At 71.2% G+C, this 20,610-nt stretch carries 14 protein-coding genes; 3 read left to right on the top strand and 11 right to left on the bottom strand.

The window, feature by feature from the left end:
- The first annotated feature begins 41 nt into the window (after positions 1–41).
- Positions 42–1,121: an aldo/keto reductase gene (locus EER30_RS11995; protein ID WP_127500468.1), complete on the top strand. Its 1,080-nt coding sequence runs from the start codon at positions 42–44 to the stop codon at positions 1,119–1,121.
- Between the two features lie 43 nt (positions 1,122–1,164).
- Here the strand turns inward: EER30_RS11995 and EER30_RS11990 are convergent, their stop codons facing one another.
- The 11 genes from EER30_RS11990 to EER30_RS11940 form a co-directional block, all read right to left on the bottom strand.
- Positions 1,165–1,464, bottom strand: coding sequence for a YbaB/EbfC family nucleoid-associated protein (locus EER30_RS11990; protein ID WP_127500467.1), 300 nt, complete (start codon positions 1,462–1,464; stop codon positions 1,165–1,167).
- A gap of 16 nt (positions 1,465–1,480) precedes the next feature.
- Positions 1,481–4,636 (bottom strand): right-handed parallel beta-helix repeat-containing protein, encoded by a 3,156-nt coding sequence (locus EER30_RS11985; protein ID WP_127500466.1) that lies wholly within the window; start codon positions 4,634–4,636, stop codon positions 1,481–1,483.
- Positions 4,636–7,677 carry a hypothetical protein gene (locus EER30_RS11980; RefSeq protein ID WP_127500465.1) on the bottom strand — a complete coding sequence of 1,014 codons (3,042 nt, stop codon included), beginning with the start codon at positions 7,675–7,677 and terminating at the stop codon, positions 4,636–4,638. Before EER30_RS11980 ends, EER30_RS11985 begins: the two co-directional genes overlap by 1 nt.
- A 6-nt stretch (positions 7,678–7,683) precedes the next feature.
- On the bottom strand, positions 7,684–9,027 hold the full coding sequence (gene eccB, locus EER30_RS11975; RefSeq protein ID WP_127500464.1) for a type VII secretion protein EccB: 1,344 nt from the start codon (positions 9,025–9,027) through the stop codon (positions 7,684–7,686).
- Positions 9,028–9,033: 6 nt separating this feature from the next.
- On the bottom strand, positions 9,034–10,413 hold the full coding sequence (gene eccD / locus EER30_RS11970; RefSeq protein ID WP_127500463.1) for a type VII secretion integral membrane protein EccD: 1,380 nt from the start codon (positions 10,411–10,413) through the stop codon (positions 9,034–9,036).
- A 13-nt stretch (positions 10,414–10,426) separates the two neighbouring features.
- The gene (eccCa, locus tag EER30_RS11965; protein ID WP_127500462.1) at positions 10,427–14,380 is read right to left on the bottom strand and encodes a type VII secretion protein EccCa; all 3,954 of its coding nucleotides are present in this window, start codon (positions 14,378–14,380) and stop codon (positions 10,427–10,429) included.
- Positions 14,377–14,742, bottom strand: coding sequence for a hypothetical protein (locus EER30_RS11960; RefSeq protein ID WP_127500461.1), 366 nt, complete (start codon positions 14,740–14,742; stop codon positions 14,377–14,379). Before EER30_RS11960 ends, eccCa begins: the two co-directional genes overlap by 4 nt.
- On the bottom strand, positions 14,735–17,197 hold the full coding sequence (locus EER30_RS11955; protein ID WP_127500460.1) for a hypothetical protein: 2,463 nt from the start codon (positions 17,195–17,197) through the stop codon (positions 14,735–14,737). Before EER30_RS11955 ends, EER30_RS11960 begins: the two co-directional genes overlap by 8 nt.
- 64 nt (positions 17,198–17,261) lie before the next feature.
- Complete coding sequence (locus tag EER30_RS11950) at positions 17,262–18,074, bottom strand: hypothetical protein (protein ID WP_127500459.1); 813 nt, start codon at positions 18,072–18,074, stop codon at positions 17,262–17,264.
- 93 nt (positions 18,075–18,167) lie between these two features.
- Positions 18,168–18,470 carry a WXG100 family type VII secretion target gene (locus tag EER30_RS11945; protein WP_127500458.1) on the bottom strand — a complete coding sequence of 101 codons (303 nt, stop codon included), beginning with the start codon at positions 18,468–18,470 and terminating at the stop codon, positions 18,168–18,170.
- Between the two features lie 34 nt (positions 18,471–18,504).
- A complete protein-coding gene (locus tag EER30_RS11940) occupies positions 18,505–18,825 on the bottom strand; it encodes a WXG100 family type VII secretion target (RefSeq protein ID WP_164842294.1) in 321 nt (106 codons plus the stop codon).
- A gap of 324 nt (positions 18,826–19,149) precedes the next feature.
- Here EER30_RS11940 and EER30_RS11935 point away from each other — a divergent pair, with 324 nt between their 5' ends.
- A complete protein-coding gene (locus EER30_RS11935) occupies positions 19,150–19,563 on the top strand; it encodes a YbaB/EbfC family nucleoid-associated protein (RefSeq protein WP_127500457.1) in 414 nt (137 codons plus the stop codon).
- Positions 19,560–20,597, top strand: a complete 1,038-nt coding sequence (locus EER30_RS11930) for a hypothetical protein (protein WP_127500456.1) — start codon at positions 19,560–19,562, stop codon at positions 20,595–20,597. The genes EER30_RS11935 and EER30_RS11930 overlap by 4 nt, the downstream gene beginning before the upstream one ends.
- Positions 20,598–20,610 lie beyond the last annotated feature (13 nt).

Here is a 20,610-nt window from a genome sequence, read left to right as displayed (position 1 = left end):
CGATCTACCCGATGCGAGGCCGCCGGGTGTGAGATCGAGGCATGCCACTCGACAATTTCGTCACCCTGGGCCGCTCCGGCCTGCGCATCAGCCCGTTCACGCTCGGCGCGATGACCTTCGGCGAGGACCACGGCTGGGGAGCCCCGGTCGCCGACTCCGAAGCAATGATCACCGAGTACCTGGAACGTGGTGGCAACTCCATCGACACCGCCAACATCTACACCAACGGGCACTCCGAGAAGATCATCGGCGATTACCTGGCCGCCCGGCCCGGCCTGCGCGACCGGATCGTGCTCGGCTCGAAGTTCTTCGGCAACCTGTTCCCCGGCGACCCCAACGGCGGCGGCGCCGGCCGCAAGGCCACTGTCGCCCAGGCCGAAGAGTCGCTGCGCCGGCTGCGCACCGACTACCTGGACATCTTCTGGCTGCACAACTGGGACCGCGGGGTTCCCGTCGACGAGACGTTGCGCGCCCTCGACGACCTCGTCACCGCGGGCAAGATCCGGTACGTCGGCCTGTCCGACCTACCGGCCTGGAAGGCGGCCGAGGCTCAGGTCGTCGCACACTTCCGCGGCTGGACGCCGGCGATCGGCCTGCAACTGGAGTACTCGCTGCTGGAACGCACGAGCGAGGGGGAGCTGATCCCGATGGCGGCCGAGCACGGGCTCGGGGTGCTGCCGTGGAGCCCGCTCAAGAGTGGCTGGCTGTCCGGCAAGTTCGTCCGCGGCGCCGGCGACGTCGACACCTTGCGCGCCGGCCTCGTCGGGGGCCCGGCCGAACGGGACTGGCGGGTCATCGACGTCCTGCACGAGGTCGCCACCGAGGCCGCGGTGACGCCCGCCGCGGCGGCACTCGCCTGGGTCGCCGCCCGGCCCGGGGTCAGCTCGGTCCTGATCGGCGCGCGGCGCCTGGACCAGTTGAAGGCGAACCTGGACGCGGTCGACGCCGAACTGTCGCCGCACCAGATCGCCCGGCTCGACGAGGTCTCGGCCCCCGCGCTGAACTTCCCGGCCGACAACAACCGGCACCTGGCGCCGGCCCTCGCGTTCGCCGGCGCGACGGTCGACGGCCGCACGACCGCCGTGTCGCCCCTGCTCGGCGCAAGCCCGGTGCGGTACTGACCGACCTTCGGTAAAGGTTGATCCCGGCCGGGCCGGGTGCTGCTCAGTACAGGTTGATCTCGACAGGACCCATCCGTTGTTCGGCGAGGCTGCGCGCGTTGGCCCCGGCGGCTCGGATCGCCTCGGCGATCGCCTCGGCCAACCGCTCGGGGTCGCGATGCTCGAAGACCCCGGGGTCGACGCGCACGCCCTGAAGCTGGCCGAGGCCGCTGGCGAGCACGGCGACCGTGCCGTCAGCGGACCGGCCGGTGACCACGGCCTGCCGCAGCGACGACTCGGCGTCCCGCATCCTCTGCTCGAACGCCCGCGCGTTGTCGAGGAACTCCTGCATTTCGGGCTGCATTGTGCTGTGTTCTCCTCTAAACGACCGCGGCGAGCCCGCCGACGTTCGCCCCGGGCATCGGAACTCCCAGGTCGGCGAGCGCGAGCGTACGTGACGCGGCCGTGCGGCTCAGTGACGAAGCGAACGCGTGTGCCGCGCGGACGGTCGGCTGCGGCAGCTTCACGGACAGTTCCACGATGGCGGCTCGCACGTCGGCGGGCACCTCATGGCCGCGGCGAACCAGGTGGCGTACGACGATCTCGCCGAGCTCGGCCGTCGCATAGGCCGGCATGGTCCACTGCTGCCCGAAGACGTCGGCCACGCCCGGCACGGAGCGGCGCAGGGCGGACAGGGCGTCGTTCTCGCCGATCAGCACCACCACCGGATCGCCCCCGGCGGCGCGCATCTGCTCGACGAGCGCCTCGACCGCCTCGTCCGAGCTCTCCCCCGGTTCGTAATCGACGATCAGCACCCCGCCGCCCGCGTCGTCCATCGCGGCCCTCGCCAGGCTCTGGGCCTGGCCCGGCCATTGCGCGGCGAGATCGACGCCGGTGGCCACGCGGACCAGCCGGCCGACCGGCACCAGCCCGAGCTCGGAGAGCGCCGCCGCGTACAACCCCGCGATCTCACTGCGACCACTGCCGCCGACGCCACCGAGCATCACGTTCGCCGATTTCCCGTACGCCCGGCGCCTGTTCCTGAGGTCGCAGAGCGCGAGCAGCGCGCTGCCCAGCGACTCGCGCACCGGGGCCGCGCCGACCAGGTCACAGACGCGTTTCCAGCTACGGGTGGCCTTGATGGCGCCGGCCGGATCGGTGGCGCTGTCCGGCCGGCTGTTCTGCTCGACCGGCAGATCGTCGAGCAGGTCGAGCTCGGGCGTGATGTCGGCCGAGGTGAGCCGGTTCAGCTCAGTGTCCTTGGCCGGCGGCGCGGTGGCCAGCCGCGACGCCTGGTTGTTGATCATGGCTTCGAACAGTTTGCGGGCCACCCGGCCGTTACCGAACGTCGCGTTCTTCGGAATGCGCTCGAAGTAGTGGGTGAGCGCGTCCACCGCGTCGTCGGTCAGCTCGTAGTAGTGCTTGGTGGCGAGGTTGGAGGTGATGGTGACCAGCTCGGCGACCGAGTAGTTGGGGAACTCCACGGTCCGGGTGAACCGCGAGGCCAGACCCGGGTTGGACTCGAGGAACCTCTCCATCAGCTCGGAGTAGCCGGCGACGATGACGACCAGCTCGTCGCGGTGGTCCTCCATCATCTTCATGAGCGCGTCGATGGCCTCCTGGCCGAAGTCCGGCCCGGAGCCGCCCGACCCCGCCGACAGGGTGTACGCCTCGTCGATGAACAGGACACCGCCGAGAGCCTTGGTGACCAGTTCCGTGGTCTTGATCGCGGTCGAACCGATGTACTGGCCCACCAGGTCGGCCCGCGCCGCCTCGATCATGTGCCCCTTGGACAGGATGCCGAGCTCGGCCAGCACCGAGCCGTAGAGGCGCGCCACCGTGGTCTTACCGGTGCCGGGCGGGCCGGCGAAGACCAGGTGCCGGCTCATCGGCGGCATCGGCAGGCCCTTCTGCAGCCGCACCTGGGCCATCTTGATCAGGTTGATCAGCGCGGTGACCTCCTGCTTGACCCCGCGCAGGCCGATCAGGTCGTTCAGTTCCTGCAGAGGGCCGGACAGCTCACCGGAGGGCTCGTCCGTCTCGTCCTCGGTCCCCTCCTCGGTTTCCTCGTACGGGCGGGCGGCCGTTCCCGCGAAGCTCCCGCTGGGCTCCGGACTGGCGAATTTCGTCGCGTTGGTGACGACCGAATCGACCTTCAGCTCGACGCCGTCCGCGCGGCTGATCGCCTCCGCGCCGCTGCCGAGGATCTCGCAGGCGGTCAGCGTGGCCCGCGCGCCGGTCTCCAGGGCGACGCCGTTGCGCGAGGCGTCACGGATCCGCACCTCGGCGGCGACCAGTTGCCCGCCACCGGCGACCGTGATCCCGTCGCCCGCGGCGAAGGCGATCTCGCTGTCGCGCAACTGCAGGCGTCCCCCGGTGACCACGATGCCGGCGCTGATGAAACGCGCGTCGCGGATCGTCGCCCGGCCCGTGCCGGAAAGCTGCAGCCCGCCACCGGTGACCGCCAGATCGGCCCCGTCCACGGTGGTCTCGTCCCGAACCACGATGCCGTCGCCCTGGTCGACCTCGGCGCGGAACCCCTTGATCGTCACCGTGCCACCGCCGCCCAGCAGGGCCGCCTGGTCGCGGCTCCCGCGCACGGTCAGGCCGGTCAGCGTCGGCGAGCCGGCGGCCTCGGTGACGACCGCGATCGGGCTGTCGGTGACGGTGCAGTCGGTCAGGACGGGCCGCGCTCCCCCGGTGACGTGCACGGCGGTGTGGCCCACCCCGGTGAAGGTGCACCGGGTGAAGGCCGGGGTCGCGGCGTCGGTCACGTGCACCGACTGCAGCGCGGCCCCGGTGAAGGTGGAATCGCTGATCACCACGTCGATCTCGCCGCGCGCGAACAGGTCGACGTTCGCGCTGCCCGAGATGGTGAGGCCGTTGATCCGGGCGTGCGTGCTGCGCTCAAGGACCAGCGCGGGCTTCTGCGCCCCGATGATCTGGCACTGGTCCATCACCAGGTGGCTGTCACCGTTGGCACAGATGCTGTTGGCCGGGGTGTCCCGCACAACGCAGCGGCGCAACGTGAGCCGGGCCGTCTCGCCCACCACGATGCCCGACGTGCCGACCTCGGAGACAGTGGTGTCCTCGACCGTGCCGGTGCCGGTCGACATCATCACGATGCCCGCGCCGCCGGTGCTGGTCACCTCGCAGTTGCGCATCGCCAGCGAACCCTGCAGGCGAGCCAGCAGGGTGGCCCAGGACGCGCCGCCGATCCGGCAGTGGTCCAGCGCGACCTCACCGGCGTAGACGTCGACCGCGGCGAGCTTCGGATCGGCGCTGGACAGCGTCAGGCCACGCAGCTGCGCGCCCTCCCCGTGCACGACGAGGACACTGCCCTCCTCCACGTGCACCTCGACCGGTCCGCCCGGCTCCGCGCTGATCGTCACGCGGTTACCGACGACGAGCTTCTCCGAGTACCGGCCGGGGTGGACGCTGATGGTCGCGCCGGCCTCGGCCCGGACCAGCGCCGCACCGATCGTCGGATACGCGCCGGGCGCCCCGGACCCCACCACCAGAACCTGTCGGCTCATCACCGCGAACCTCCTGCCAGGCCGGGAAGCACGTCGAAGCGTGCCCGCGCGGCGGAACCGATGCGTCGCTTGGTCTGCCCACCGGCCCAGCGCTCCAGACTGCGGTTGAGCGCGGTCACGGCGAGGTCGTCGAGGGAGACGCGGTCGGGGTCGACCCGGCCGTTGTCGTCGATCTCGTTGCTGCCGATCTCCCGCATGAGGATCGCGCCCCGTACGCCGGGGCCGGGCTCGCGCAGCTCGAGAACCTTGAAACTGGTGCCGGGCAGGTACAGCACCCGGTCATCGATGCGCTCGTCCCCTTCGGGCTCGAGCAACGCGGTGCGGCGCCCGGTCATCGACCACACCAGGACGTCGGCGTCGCCGTCCTGGGATTCGCACGGCTGGGTCAGCGCGGTGACGAACCCCCATTCGGTGATGAAACGCCGGCTCCGATAGAGGTTCCACACGGCCGCGTCCGGCGACGCCCGGAACACGGTGGTGCCCCGGAAGGACGGCAGCCGCGAGAGTCCCGAGACCGCACACCGGGCGAGCGGCACGTGCGGTCCGTTCCCGCCGGAGCGCAGCCCCGCATCCACCGCGGCTCCACGCGGCGACAGGATCAGGCGGGCCGCGACGGCGTCGGCCAGCACATCGTCGTTGCTCAGCCCCGCACTCTGCATGCCCGGGTGCTCGGACATGATGCGAGCGACCGAACTGGCCATCGTGTCGAACTCGCGGCTGAGCGTACGCCGCAGCCAGGTGCGCTCCTCGTCCAGCGGCCGGCTGGGCAGCAGGGCACTGGCCGAAGCGCCCGGCACGGGTTGCGGCGACGCCGCGCCGGCCGGGGGCGCGGGCTTGTTCGCCGCGGGCTTGAGCGGTTCGCCGGAGGGCTCGTCGGCGGGCTTTCCGCCGGCCGGCGCCGGAGCCTGAACGGGCTCCGGCGAGCCGATCCCCGGAACGCTCACCTCGAAAACGGTCGACATCCCGCCCTCGATCGGAGGCGCCACAGCATCGGGGGTGGGCGGCGCGACCGGAGCGGGCGGCGCGGCGGGAGCGGGCGGCGCGGCGGGAGCGGGCGGCGCAACCGGAGCCGTCGGCGCGGGCGGAGCCGTCGGCGCAACCGGAGCCGTCGGCGCGGGCGGAGCCGTCGGCGCGGGCGGAGCCGTCGGCGCGGGCGGCGCGGCGGGAGCCGGAGGCGGCGGCACGGACGCCCCCTCCGCGGCATCCGGTGCGGCGGCGGGCTTCGGAGTGGACGTCGCCGCGGAAGGAAGGACGATGACCATCGAGGGGGCATCGCCCAGCTTGCCCTTGGAAGACTTCCCGGAGGGCCGGCGCGGCTCGACGACCGGCACCGAGCCGGTCGGCTCCTGCAGAGCCGCCGGGACGGATGGCTTCGGCGGCTCGACCGGCACCTCGACGGATACCTTCGGCTCGACCGAGACCTGCGCCTGCGGGGCCGGCACCGGCGCCGGAACCGGGGCCGAAGCCTGCGGTGCCGGGGCCGAAGCCTGGGGGGCTTGCGGCGCAGACTGGTTCGCGGCTCCTGGCACCTGCGCTTTGCCCTGGACGTAGGCCCGCAGCTGGGCGGCCGACGGACGGCCGATCGCCTGGGTCTTCTGGCTGGAGAGGTAACTCTGCAACGCCTCCACCGCCGGCGCGGCCACCTCCGGCACCACCAGGCCCGACATCGCGGCCGGCTGCTGTGCCGGCGCCGGGGCGGGCGCGGAGGCCTGCACGGTACGGACCGCGGCCACCGCTTCCACGTCCGCGGCGGCCCTCGCCCGGCCGGCCGGCTTCATGCCCGGCACCAGCACCGAAGCCGGCACCAGCGCACTCCCGGCGGCGGACAGGTCGTCCAGACGGGCGGCGAGGTCGGCGGCGAGTTCACGCATCCGGGCGGTCCGCTCGGCGACCGTGTCGTCGAAGATGAGCGTGCCGCCGTCAGGGTCGAGCACCGCGCCGCGAACCCGTTCGGCGTTCGCCGGTTCCTCGGCTCCGCGGATCCACAGTCCTGCCTGGACGATCTCGACCACCGCGTCCGGCGCGTACCAGTAGACGCGCGGGCTGATCTCCTCGGTCCGGCCCAGCGGCGGGCGGTGGCTGAGCACGACGGGGCGGCGGGCACGCGAGTTCGGGTGCGCGCGGGGGGTGTAGGCGAGTTCGAGCGCGAACGGCGGCCAGCCCAGCGTGCCGTCGGCGCGCACGGTGCGCAGGTCGAAGCGGGCCGGGCTGCCGATCGGGACGCCGGTGTAGCAGACGATGTCGGTGGCCAGCAGGTCGGCCAGGGTCTGACCGAACGTCTCGCCCTCGGGCAGGCGCACGTCGCCGTACTGCACGAACCGGACCTGGGCGCGCGCTTCCGGGTCGAGGTCACGCCAGAACCGGACGACGTCGTCGAGCGACAGCGCCGGTGTGCCCGGGCAGCCGAGCAGGACGGTCATCCGGTCTGTCTGGGTCGGGATCCCGGAGATCAGCCGTGCGCGGTGCCGGGCCACGGTCTCGGTGTCCCGGGTGTCGTGGACCCACACCCCGCCGGGCAGGGGTTCGATCTCGCCGACCGAGCTGGACGCACGGTTGTCGACGACCGCGCGGTCCCACAGCGGCGCCGGATAGCGCTTGGCGTCCCAGGCCGGGGCCTTGCCGGGGCGGAACCGCACCCAGCCGCTGCCCGGCGCCGAGTGCACGAACAGCGCGCCGGCCGAACCGCGGATCAGGTCGCCGTCCGGCGCGATGACCGTACGGCCGAGCCTTTCGGACAGCCATTGACCGGCCATCGCAGCGGCGTTGTGGTGCTTGCCGCAGGCCACCAGCCGGATTCCGCGGCGGCGACGCGGCAGCGCCCCGGCCATCGACTCCCACGAGTGGATGGGCAGGCCGTCACCGAGGTCGAGCACCACGATGTCGTTCTCGGCATCCGCGACCACGGACAACGCCAGCGCCTGCGCCTCGGCGCTGATCTTCTCTTCGCTGTGCAGCACCAGCGCGTTGCCGACGGTGTGCTGGGTGACACCGCCGGGCTCGTCGCCCCGGCCGCGCAGCATGCCGCGGATACCCTTCGCCATTCTTGGTCAGCCTCCTGTGGGTCCGGTGACGGCCGATTGGCTCAACGACGGGCCCGGCTCCAGCGTCGACAGCAAACTCTGCGGGAACGGGGTCGCCGGCACGCGGTTGAGACCGAGGGCGGTCTGGGTGTTCTGGTCGGCCACCGGATAGGCGATCCCGGCCTCGGAGATGAAGGTAACCGGCGGGCGGGCGGTGCTGGCGTGCGGGACCGGCGTCACCGTCATGCCGGTTCCGGGCTGCGCGACGACGCGCACCTTTCCGTAGCCGTCCACACCGGACGCCGGGGCCGAGGTGTAGACGATCATCGTCTGGAAGGTCTTCTCGTCCTTGGGCGCCTGCCGCTGGCACAGGACCAGGCCGCCGGGGTCCTGCCAGTGCATCGCCGTGAAGTCGGGCAGCCGCTTCGCGAGCGACTTGTTCTTGGACTTCGGCGCCGCCGCCACCGCCGCGGCGTCGAGACGTACGGGAGGGTTGTCGGATTTGGCCGCGGTCAGCAGGAAATCGGTCGGCCCGATCGGCGCCAGCCCGTCCTTGAACAGCACGAACAGCTGGGACTTCTGCTCGAACAGCCGGCCCACCTGATAGTTCTCGCCACCGATCGACCCGCCGGGCGAGCCGGCGCCGGGGATCACGGCGGCCCGCAGCGGCTTTCCGTCGGGCAGCCAGTCGAGCCACAGCTGCGGGGCCAGCACGGCCGACGCGTCGCCGGCGCCGAGCGCCGTGAGCACCGAGTCGTTCCCGACCTCGTACTTGTGGCCCTGGTTGATGAGGTAGACCTTGCCCTTGGGGTTGCGCACCACGGTGAACCGGTCGGTCGCGAGCGGTTCCGAGGGCGCCGCCGGGTCGAGGTTCAGGCCCAGCGCGGCCGGTGCCGGCTCCTTGACGCGGGAGCCGGGCAGGCACACCATCCACGGGCCGGCGACCGGCCGGCTCGTGCTGACCGACTGCGGCCACCGGACGTTGCCGAGCTCGCCGCCGTGCGGGACGTCCTTGAGCGAGTTCTGCGAGATGAGCTTTACCGCCATCTTGCCGCCGAGCAGCAGCGACGCCGTGGTCACGTTGGCCACCGGGTGCACCGAACCGGCGACGTAGACATAGCGGTTGCCGGTTTCCTTCTCGACCAGCATGGTGCCCGGCTTGCTGTAGGCCTTGCTCCCGCCCGGGACGATCCACCCGTACACGGCGACGCCACCGATGCCGAGCACCGCCACCAGGATGCCGAACATCAGCCCGGTCAGCGCCCGGTGGCCGGGGATCTCGGCGCTGGTCGGGTCGCCCTGCACGAGGGCGGAGCTGAGCCGGCCCATCATGAACTGATGGGCGTGGACGTGGTCGCGCTGGGTCTGCACCGGCGCCTACCCGAACAGTCCGCGCGCCCAGGCGTACACGCCGAGCACCTGGGCCAGAACCGGCAGCACGGCCACGCCGGTCGCCACGTCGAGGAAGGTCGCCGCGTATTCCCAGAACGGCAGCATGCGCTGCGGCCAGGGCCGCAGGGCCGCCATCACCAGCGGGATGAGCAGCGCGAGCAGGACGCCGACCATGGCGTAGCGCGCGCCTTCGGGAAGCGTGTGCGCGAACCGCTGCACCACCATGACGTAGCCGATAACGCCGGCCGCGACCAGGACGAGCCGCTGCCACAGCCCGAAGAACGACCTCGAGCGCAGCAGGATCGCGCTCGAGATGAGCAGGATGAGCGTCCAGCCGGACCAGCCGGGCACGGTGTTGACGTAGTGGAACAGCACCGGCAGGAGCACTCCGGCCACCGCGACGGCGACCGTCAGGTAGGTCTCGGCGTGGTCGGCGCGGCTCTTCACCAGCGCCGAGGCGTCCGGCTCGATGTCGTACGCCATGTCCTCGCCGGTCTTCGGCAGCTGCGGGCCGCGCAGGCGGGACAGTTTGACCGCGACGCGGGGCGCGATGACGATCATCGCGAACAGGACCGCAGCCGCCGCGCCGCTGGTCTGCTTCACGTCGGTGCCGGCGGCCGCGCCGAGCAGCGTGACGAGCACGACGGTGACGGCGGCCACCCCGACGAACAACATCGGGCCGAAGGGCAGGTACGGGGTGACGGTCCGCTGCGTGACGAGCAGCAGAGCGCTGATCACGACCGCCGCGACCGCCCCGGCGAGCACCGGCTGGTCGTCGAATCCGCGCACCGCCGCCAGGGCCGCGAAGAACACCGACCCGCAGCCGAACAGCAGGGCGAAGTTGCCGTCGGTCACCTTGCGGGCGCTGACCAACGCGGCCGCCAGCAGGGCGGCGGCGAGCGCGGCGCCGCTGACCACCTGCGGCAGCACCGGCCCCTCGGCGACCACGGCCGCCGCGACGATCAGCAGCACGACGGCGGACAGCACCAGGAACAAGGGCCGCCGGTATTCGGCCTGCCACCGGTCGGAGCGACGGTTCACCATCGTGGCGACGCCCTCGGCGAGGTCGTCGAAGTCGAGCTCGGGCAGCGGATCCTCGGCCCGTTGCAGGTAGAGCTGCTCGCCCTCCAGCCAGTCCAGGCTCTCCGGGGTGCCGGACAGCTCGAACGGTCCCTCCCCGAGCCGCTGGAGCACCCAGGGGCCTTCCGGCACCTCGCGTTCGAACCCGACACCGGTCGTCGTGTGCTGCAACAGCATCGGCAGCAGGTCGGCGACCGGGGTGGTGACCGGGACGGCCAGGTCCACCTTGCGGTCGGGTCCGATCACGGTGATCCGGCAGAGCGCTCCGCTCATCGCCGCGGTCATCGGCATACCTCTCTCATCGGCCCGCACCCGTGTCGACGTGTCCGGTCTGCATCAACCGCACGCCACGCCGGGTGACGAGCTGGGCGCGTCCGGGCGGGAGGCGGCGCGGCGCGGCCTCACCCAGGAACTTGCCCTCTTCCTTCGGGTAGGAGAACAGGGTGGCGGGAGTGCCGAGCTCCCACATGCGGCGCACGACCGGGTCCATCATCGCCCGCATCGCGCCGGAGGTGCTGCGAGCCAGGATCACGTGCAGACCGATGTACGGGCTCTGGGCCAGCAACGGAAGCAGCGGCTCCAGCGTGGAACCGGCTCCGACGCCCTTGGTCATCAGGTCGTAGTCGTCGACGACCACGAACAGTTCCGGCCCCTCCCACCAGTCGCGGCGGCGCATCCGCTCGGACGAGATGTCCGCCCCCGGCAGGCGCCGGTTCATCGACACCGACGTCTGGCCGGCCAGCTCGTGCAGCCGGTCCCCGGTGAACGCCGACCCGACCTGGTAGGCCGCGGGGATCGCGGTGTCCAGGTCCCGGCGGGAGTCACCGAGCACCACCTTCGCCTGCTCGGGGGTGTACCGGCTCTGGATGGCCCGCAGCACCAGCCGCAGCATGTTCGACTTGCCGGTCTCGTTGTCGCCGAAGACCAGCAGGTGCGGGGTGGTCATGAAGTCGTGCCAGACCGGGGCGATGCGCTGCTCGTCCTGGCCCAGCACCACCCGGAACTCCGGCTCCGGCGCGGGCAGTGCGCTGACCGGCAGCACGGCCGGCAGCATCCGCACCGGAGGCGCGACCGGGCCGCGCCAGAACGTGCTCATCTCCTCGGTGACCGCCTTGGTCGCCTCGGCCAGGTCGCCGGTGAACGAGCTGCCGTCCATCCGGGGCAGGCCGCCCAGGAAGTGCAAACCGGACGAGGTGAGGCCGCGACCGGGCTGGTTCGGCACGGTGGCCGCCTTGCGGGAGCCGACGTCCGATTCCATCGAGTCGGCCAGCCGCAGTTCGAGGCGGGTGCCCATCAGGTCACGCAGCCAGGTGCGCATCTCCGACCAGCGGGTGGCGGTGACCACGACGTGCACGCCGTAGGACAGGCCACGCGACGCGATCTCCTGGAATTTGGAGTCCAGGTCGGCGAAGTCCTGCTTCATCGTGAACCAGCCGTCCACGATGAGGAACACGTGACCGAACTGGTCGTCGATCTCGCCGCGGGCCCGAGCCGCCAGGTAGGACGCCATCGAGTCGAGGCCGCGCTGGGCGAACTCGTTCTCCCGGCGTTCCATGATCTGCAGGATCTCCTCGACCGTACGGACCACGCGGTCGCGCTCCAGCCGGGTGGCGATGGAACCGACGTGCGGTAGCCCGGCGATCGAGGCGAGACCGCCGCCGCCGAAGTCGAGGCCGTAGAACTGCACCTCGCTCGGGGTGTTCATCAGGGCCAGGCCGAGCATGAGGCTGCGCAGCAGGGTGGACTTGCCGCTCTGCGGCGCGCCCGCGATGCCCACGTGCCCGTCGGCGCCGCCCAGGTCGACGGCGAGCAACTCGCGGATCTGGTCCTGCGGCCGGTCGACGATGCCGATCGGCACCCGCAGGCGGCCCTGCATCGCGGGCTCGTCGACGGTCATGCCGCGCACCGGGTCGGGGACGACGCTGGGCATCAGCGCGTCCATGCTCGGCGCGGCGGCCAGCGGCGGCAACCACACCTGCCGAGCCGGCGGTCCGGAGCCGGCCAGACGGTCGAGCAGGACCTCGACCAGGCTCGGCCCGGACTTCTCGGGCTCGAACGTCGTCTCCGCCGCTTCCTCGAGGGCCGGGTCGTGTCGACCGTCGACCTGACGGGTGGTGAACTCGACGATTTCGCGCTGCGCGTTGAACGCGCCCACCGCCGCCGGGCCTCCGCCACTGCCCGCGTACGGCCCCGAGACGTACGCGGATTTGAAGCGGACCAGGTTGGTGGTGTCGATCTTGAGGTAGCCGTTTCCGGGTTCGGACGGCAGCTCGTACGCCTTCCCGACGCCGATCACCGCGCGCGACTCCATGGACGAGAACGTCCGCAGCGCCACCCGATACGACAGGTGCCCCTCGACGCGGCTGATCCGGCCCTCGTCGAGGCGCTGCGAGGCGAGCAGCAGGTGCACGCCGAGGCTGCGGCCCAGCCGGCCGATCGAGACGAACAGGTCCATGAACTCGGCCTTGCTGGACAGCAGCTCACTGAACTCGTCGACGATGACCAGCAGCACCGGGAACGGCACCAGGTGCGCACCGGCGGCGCGGGCCTTCTCGTACTCGAACAGCGACGAGTACCCGCTGGCGCGCAGCAATTCCTGCCGCCGGGTCATCTCACCGTTCAGCGCGTCCTGCATGCGGTCGACCAGGGGCAGTTCGTCGGCCAGGTTGGTGATGACCGCCGAGGTGTGCGGCAGCCGTTCCATGCCGAGGAACGTGGCGCCACCCTTGAAGTCGACCAGCACGAGGTTCAAGATCTCGGAGGAGTGCGTCGCCGCGAGCGCGCACACGAGCGTACGGAGCAGTTCGCTCTTGCCCGAACCGGTGGCCCCGATCAGCAGGCCGTGCGGTCCCATGCCACCCTGCGCCGATTCCTTCAGGTCGAGCTCGATGACCTCGCCGTCCTCGGTGACACCGATCGGCACCTGCAGCCGGTTGCGTTGCGAGGCCCGGGTGCGGAAGAGCGCATGCACATCGTACGAGTAGAGGTCGCGCACGCCGAGCAGCGAGGCGAGGTCGAAATCCTTCGTCAGCGGCTCCTCGACCACGTCCAGGGTACCGCTGGTGCGTTTCGGGGCCAGCGCCCGGGCCAGCGCGAGGGCCTGCACGTCGTCCAGCACGTCACGCACCGCCGACCCGGTGGAGTCACCGGCCGGGAAGGTCACCAGGTCACCGTCCACGGTCAGGCGCAGCACCTTCGGGCCACCCGGCATCAGGCCGGTCAGGTCGAGCAGCACCACGTTGCTGATGCCGGCGCCGAGCAGCCGCGAGCTCTCCGGGATGTCGGCCAGGTGCGCGACGACGACGATGAACGGCTCGGTCGACGACGGGCGGGCCGTACGGTCGTGGTCGCCGCGGTCACCGACCTCGGAGCCGAGCAGGTCCATCAGGTCGTCGTGGCTGCTGGCGAACAACCGCACCGGACCGGCCGCGTCCACCGCGGTCGGGTGCGCGTTGTGCGGCAGCCATTTCACCCAGTCCCACGGCCCGCGGTGCGCCTCGGACGCGAGCACCGCGACGCGCACCTCGTCCGGGCCGTGGAAGGTGACCAGCTGGGCCAGCATCGCTCGGACCAGGTCGATCGCCGGTTCCGCGTCGCCTTCCAGCTCGATCGAGCTGAAGCTGCGCAGTCCCACCGACACCGGGATGCCCCCGACCGTCCGGTACGCCTCGGAGAAGCGGCGCAACGAGATGGAGGACAACGGTTCCAGGTCCTCGATCGGTTTGGTGGTCGGCGGCACGAACTTCAGCACGGCGCTCTGCCGGCCCAGCCCGATCCGCACCCGGCCGAAGTCGTCGTGGCTGGGGCGCCGCTCCCACAGCCGGGAACCGGCCACGACCGACCAGAGCCAGTCGGGCTGCGGATTGTTCCAGAGCACGTGTTCACGCTGGAGGGCCGCGGCCGCGCGGGCCTGCTTGCGCAGCTGCGCGATGTAGCGCAGGAAGTCACGCCGCTCGCCGCGCATCTTGCGTTTGCGCTCGGCGGCCGACTTACCGATCTGCATGACGCCGACGAGCAACATGCCGCCGGCCATCGCGCCGCCCATCACGTACATGATGGGTGCCCGGCTGAAGAGGCCGAACATGGCCATCATGGCGCCCATGCCCAGACCCATCGGCACGATCATCGCGAACGAGCGGAAGTCGAGCGGCGCCTCCTCCGCCATCAGCGGTGGTTCCTGCAGCTCGATCTCGCCGTCGGGCGCCTCCGGACCGGGCTGGCGCGGAGGCCGCTTGACAGTGACCGTGCTCATCCGAGGGCCCCGCTGTCGCCGCTGCCGCCGCCCCAGACGTCGGTGTCCTGCTTGAGCAGCTTCACGGCGTACTTGTCGTTGCGGAATCGTTCCAGGACACGCTGTTCGTCCTCGTCGTCGCGCTTCGGCTCGGGCTTGTCGTCCGGCTCGTCCGTCTCCTCCGCCTCGAGCCTCTCCGCCTCGCGCATCTCGCGCTCGCGCTGACGCATCAGCTCGAACTCCTCGTCCGGCGAAAGAGCCCGATCCGTGTCGCCGCCGCACATCAGCGGCCGCTCCGGCTCGGACGGCGCGGACGGTTCCGGCCGGGTCGGCCGCCACACCCGGCGCGGCGCGTCGAGCCAGTCCTGGCCGGCGTCAGACATTGGCCCGCTTCTCGTCGAGCAGCCAGTCGGCGCCGTCGTCCCAGCCGGAGGTGTCGTCGGCGGACTCGTCCGGCCGGACCACCGGTACGTGATCCTCGACCGGAACGTCGTCCTGGCCGGCGTCGGACTCCGGAGCCGGGGGTTCGCCCGAGGGTTCCTCGCCCCACCGGCCCGCGTCCTCGGCGAGCAGTTCGGCGGCGTCGGGGCGGTCGAGTCCCTCGCGTTCCTCGACCGGCTCGGCCCGCCCGGCGTGGACGGCCTGGACCGGCTCCGCCTCCTCGGCCGGCGCCACCGGCGACGGTGGTACGGCGTCCACGACGAACTCGGTCTCCTCGACCGGCTCGGCCGGTCCGCCGCGGCCACCGAAGATCAGCGGCACGGCCAGCAGAGCCGACCCGTCCTTGTCGTCGTCCTTCTCCTCGACCGGAGGGGTTTCGGTGTCGATCGCGTCGACCGGGACCATGGCCGGGTCGCGGGCCCACATCTCGGCATCACCCGCGACGAGGTCGGACGCCGTGGTGCGGCCGGGCGCCGTCGACGGCCCGGTGTACGCGGCCGGGGGCTCCGGCCGGGCCAGGGGACTCAGGACATCGGGAATCAGTCCGACCGGGGTCAGACCCGCGCCGCCCGGGTTCGCGCCGCCCGGAGCGTCCGGCGCGGCCGCGTCGCCGGGCGTCGCCCAGTCCGTCTCGTCGCCGTCGACCAGGCCACCCGCGTCCGGCCGTTCCGGCAGGGCGGTCGCGCCGCCCGCAGCCGGCGCGCCGCCGGGGGTGCCGCCCGGCATACCCAGCCCGGCGCCGCCCGGATTGGTGCCGCCCGGGGCCTCGGGGCCGTCGACCCCGCCGACATCCTGCTGCCAGTCGTCGGCGTCGCCGGTGAGCAACCCGCCCGCGTCCGGAGCGTCCGGCAGATTCACACCGCTGCCACCGCCGCCGGGCGCACCTTGACCGGGCGCGCCGCCGGGGAAGCCGCCCAGCCCGGATCCGCCAGGATGCGCTCCGCCCGGAGCGTCCGGCACGTCGACGCCGTTCTCGGCGTGTGGTTGCCAGTCGGTCTCGTCACCGGTCAGCAGACCCCCGGCATCCGGGGCGTCCGGCAGATTCACGCCGCCGCCACCGCCGCCGGGCGCACCTTGACCGGGCGCGCCGCCGGGCATGCCACCCGGCATTCCTCCCGGCATCCCACCGGGCTTCCCGGTGTGCACGCCGCCCGGGATGTCGATGCCGCTGCCGATCCCGCCGCCCACCGGTGCCGTCGGCGGCTTGGGCAGGTTGAGGCCTCCGCCGGCGGGCGGCTTGGGCAGGTTGGCACCGCCACCGGCGGGCGGCTTGGGCAGATTGGCGCCGCCACCCGTCGGCGGCTTGGGCAGATTCACCCCGCCCCCAATCGGCGGCTTCGGCAGATTCACCGTTCCACCGGTCGGCGGCTTGGGCAGATTCACGCCGCCACCCGTCGGCGGCTTCGGCAGATTCACCCCGCCACCCGTCGGCGGCTTCGGCAGATTCACCCCCCCACCCGTCGGCGGCTTGGGCAGGTTCGCACCACCGCCGGCCGGCGGCTTCGGCAGATTCGCACCGCCACCGGCGGGCGGCTTGGGCAGGTTCGCACCACCGCCGGCCGGCGGCTTCGGCAGATTGGCGCCGCCCGGGCCACCGCCCTGGGGCTTGAAGTTCGGGGCGTTCGGCCCGGGGCCGCCGGCTCCGCCGCCGCCCGGACCCTTCGGCGCGTTCGGCGGCGGCGGGGCGCCCTTGGGGTCCGGCGTCGGGATCTTGGGCGAGCCGTCCCCTTTCGGGGGTGTCACCGAGCTGTAGGTCAGGTCGTAGTTCTTCGCCAGGTCGTCGACCACCTTGACCATCGCTTCGGTCATCGGCTTCTCGTATTCCGAACCGGTGATGTTGACCAGACCGTTGGCGCCACCGTTGCCGGCGGCCGACGACAACGCCGCGTAGTACTGGTCCAGGTAGTCCATGTACTGCTGCGAGTAGGCCAGGTGGTTGCCGTTGTTCCAGAGCTGCATCGGCAGCGAGCCGATACCACCGGTTCCCGACGCGCCGGCGATCCGCTCGGCCTGCGCGCCGAGAAACTTGGAGTACCACTCCATCTTGGCGAGGAACGCGTTCGCGGCCGCGCCCTGCCACGGCTTACCCTCACCGGCGATGGCCGCGGAGTGGTCCCGGACGAAGGTCTCCAGCCAGCTCAACGTCTCGTACGCCCGCTGGAACGCGGCGTAACCGTCGACCAGCGACTGAGGGTTCACGTTCTTTGCGGCCTGCGACCGCATCGCGTCGGAGGACAGACCGGAGCCGCCGTTGATCGCGGCCTTCAGCATGGCCCAGCCGCCCGAGACCTTCGCCCAGTCGTTGTAGTCGTTGGGGTTGTCGATCGGGACTGTGGACGGCGGGAACCAGCCGCCATCCGTGCCTTTCCAATCGTCCCGGTTGTATTTCTCCGCCATCGACCTGTTTTCTCGAGTGAGCCTGCTGCGTACGCCATGCCGCCCCGGCAGGGGGCCGGCCGGGTCAGGAGTCGGTCTCGCCGCCGCCGCTGCTGCTGGAGTTGGACTTGCCGTACTGGGAGATGTTGTCCATCTTCCCGAGGGTGCCGTCCAGGACGTCCCCGAACTGGTCGGCCGTCATCTTGTTGAAGTCTTCGGCGTTCTGGTACTCGGTGAGCATGTTGCGCAGCTCGACCTGCATGTCGAACAGCGTCGAGTGGACGTTGGTGAACAGGTCCATGGTGTCGCCGCGCAGACCCGGGTCGCCGCCCGCGCTGCCCATGACCTTCTGACGCATCAGCTCGGCCCGCGCGAAGCCGCCCGGCCGGATGTCCAGTTTGTTGACGTCGGCCCGGACGTCGAGCAGCATCCCGCTGCCGTCACCGGCGATCGCCTTGAGCTCGTTGATGAAGTACTGGATCGCCTCGAAGCTGACCGACAGTTGGCCGCTCTTGTTGTCCGGTCCGCTGTAGGCGGTGAGGGACGGCGGCTTGAAGCCGGAGCCGGGTTTGGTGATGTAGTCGTCCTTCGAGTCGAACGGCTTGAAGGAGTCCGGAGTCGGCTGCCCGCTGTTGTACGGGCTGTCCTTGTACTGGCTGACCGTCTTGTCCCAGCCGTCCGGGTCGAGGACGTTGTTCTGGTACCACTCCCAGGCCTTTACCTCGTCCGGACTGAACCCGGTGGTGTCGCCACCGACGTCCTCGATCCGTTTGATGACGAGCTGGGTCCAGCCGTTCGGGTGCGTCGACGACGTACCGCCTAGACCGTCGTCGTAGAGGTTGTAGAGACCCATCTGCTTGATGGCGTCGTCGTTCGCGTAGTCGTAGCTCGTCCCCATGTCCTACCCTCCGTCGCTCGCTGTGCCGGCCTGGAAAACATCGCCGGCCCGCACTCGAGGGTCAGGCCGGCGATGACGTCGATGTCCGCGCGGTCAGCCGCCGCGGACGTCGTTCCAGATCTGGGCCTGGCGCTGCTCGGTGGTCCCGTAGTTGTCCGAGATCTGCAGCAGCGTCAGCCGTGCCTGGTCCAGGAAGACGCCCATCTCCTTGGCCGACTGGTCCCACACCGCCTTGGAGACCGCGTACTGCTCCTTGGCGGCACCGTCCCAGTCCTGCATGCGGGCCTCGACGCTCTTCTCCATCTCGTCGAGAGCGGAGTTGATGCGCTTGGTGTGCTGGTCCATGTCGTACAGCACGGCGTCGGCCTGGTTGAAGTCGAAACGGTAGTCGGACACCGTCAGTCCTTTCGTCGGTCTGGGGGAACGGGGTTCAGATGCCGGGCAGTGCCTGGCCGAACGACTGCGCGGTCTGCAGGGCGGTGTCCTCGGCCTCGGTGTAGCCCTTGGTCGTCGCACCCATGACGTCGAGCATCCGGATGAGCTCGTCGATGACCTTCTTGAAGGAGTTCTCCCAGTTGTCCATGGCCTGGTTGAACCCGGCCGACGCCTGGCCGGTCCAGCTGGACTGCAGCTGAGCCATGTTGGAGTTGACGCTCTGCAGCAGGCCGGTGAACTCGGTCGCGCGGTCGCCGAACTGCTGGATGGCGAACTGCATGCCGGACTGGCTGGTACCTACCGTTGGCATCGTCACGGCGATGACTCCTGTTCGTCGTTCTAGGTCGGGCGGGGACGCGCGGTTCGCAGTCACGCACGGTTACGCAGCGATCCCATTCCTGCCAGCCGTCACGAGGTACTGCCCGAGCGCCGCAGGACATGAAAGACGTTGGAAGGTCGGCGTGTCAACGCTCCCAATGTGAACGGACAGTGACGCGGATGCACCTCATCTTGTTTCTTGTCACTGTTGTCCACTGGAGGCGGCGGTACCCGCCAGTAGGGTGCTACGGTCCCGATCGTCCCGGCCCTCGATCGGCCTCGCTATGCACGAGACCCGTTGCCACTGAAGGAGATGCGGCTCATGGAGTTCGGCGAACGCATCGAACGGCTCTTCGCCGACTACCAGCGGCAGCGCGAGGGTCTGGCCGAGATGCAGCGCCGGATGAGCGAGATCTCCGCCTCCGCCACCTCACCGCGCCGCGAGATCACGGTCACCGTCGGTCAGAATGGCGTATTGAAGTCCATTGACTTCTCCAACGGCGCTTACCGGCGGATGACACCGGCCGATCTCAGCGCCGTGGTGATGGCCACCTTCGCCGAGGCCAAGGAGGCGGCCTTCGACCAAGCCGCGAAAATCCTGGCGCCGATGCTGCCGGACGGGGTGGACGCCGCCGCGATGGTGCGCGGCCAGGGCGGCGTCGACGCCTTCATGCCGCCCGAGCCGCGGATGGCCACCAGCGTCCGCGAGATGCTGATGGGCGGATCCGACCGATGAGCGACGTCCGCGGGTCGATGTGGGTCGATCCCGAAGGCGTGAAGCAGCTGGGTAACCGCTATGCCGAGCACGCCAACATCTACGCCGGCCACCTGCGCCGGCTGCAGACGCTGCGGAGCACGTACAAGGACGCCTGGGGCGACGACGACACCGGGCGGCAGTTCTCCGAGCGGTTCCTGTCCGGGCTCGACAACCTGGAAAGCCTGGTCGGCGGGGTGAAGGGCACGCTCGACTACACGGCGGCCGGCCTGCGGTCCGGCGGCACCGCGTACGGCGACGCCGACGACGACGCGCGACAGGCCGGGCACAAGATGGCGCGGAACTTCGGCAACGTGCTGGCGACCAACGGTGGCGGGGGCGGAACCGGGGGTAGCGGCGACGGATCCGGCGGTGGCGGCGGCAGCACGGCACAGCAGCCAGGGCTGTTGCGGGAGGCGACCTCCGGAGCGAAGCCCCACACCGGGGCGCTCACGCCGGCTACTCCGGCCATCCCGCTCAGCCCGACCGCGGCCACCCGGGCCACGCTCGCGGAACCGCTCACCGCGGCCACCCCGGCGCTGCCCGCCAATCCGCTCACCGCGGCCACCCCCGCGGTGCCCGCCAAACCCCTCACCGCGGCCACCGTCACGCCGGCCGTCGGGATCCCGGCCAACGGCACCCCGGCCACGCCGTTTGCCCAGGTCGTAGCCGGTGTCACGCCGGCCGAGCCGACCCACGGGTCGTTCGCGCCCACGACACCCTCGGTGCCGGCGTCGCCGGCCGGCCACCCGGTGCTGGTCGGGGGACAGCCGCTGGCCGACGGCTTCCGTCTCGAGCTGGTGCACCCGCTGGCCGACGGCACGAGCCGGGTCGACGCCAACCTGTACGACGCGGTCTCCCCCGTCGGGTTCACCTCCGTCACGGCCGCCGACGGCACCCCGCTCGACGCCGGCAACGGGCAGTTCTTCGTCGTGAAGGACAACCCGCTCGCCGACCCGCGCACCGACGGCTACCGCCCGATGTATGTGAACTTCTCCCCCGGTCACCGCGCCTGAGCCTCGCCCGACC

Source organism: Actinoplanes solisilvae (assembly GCF_003999975.1).
Classification (GTDB): Bacteria; Actinomycetota; Actinomycetes; order Mycobacteriales; family Micromonosporaceae; genus Actinoplanes; species Actinoplanes solisilvae.
The sequence above is the reverse complement of the archived record's forward strand: the minus strand, read 5'-3'. Positions and strand labels throughout refer to the sequence as shown.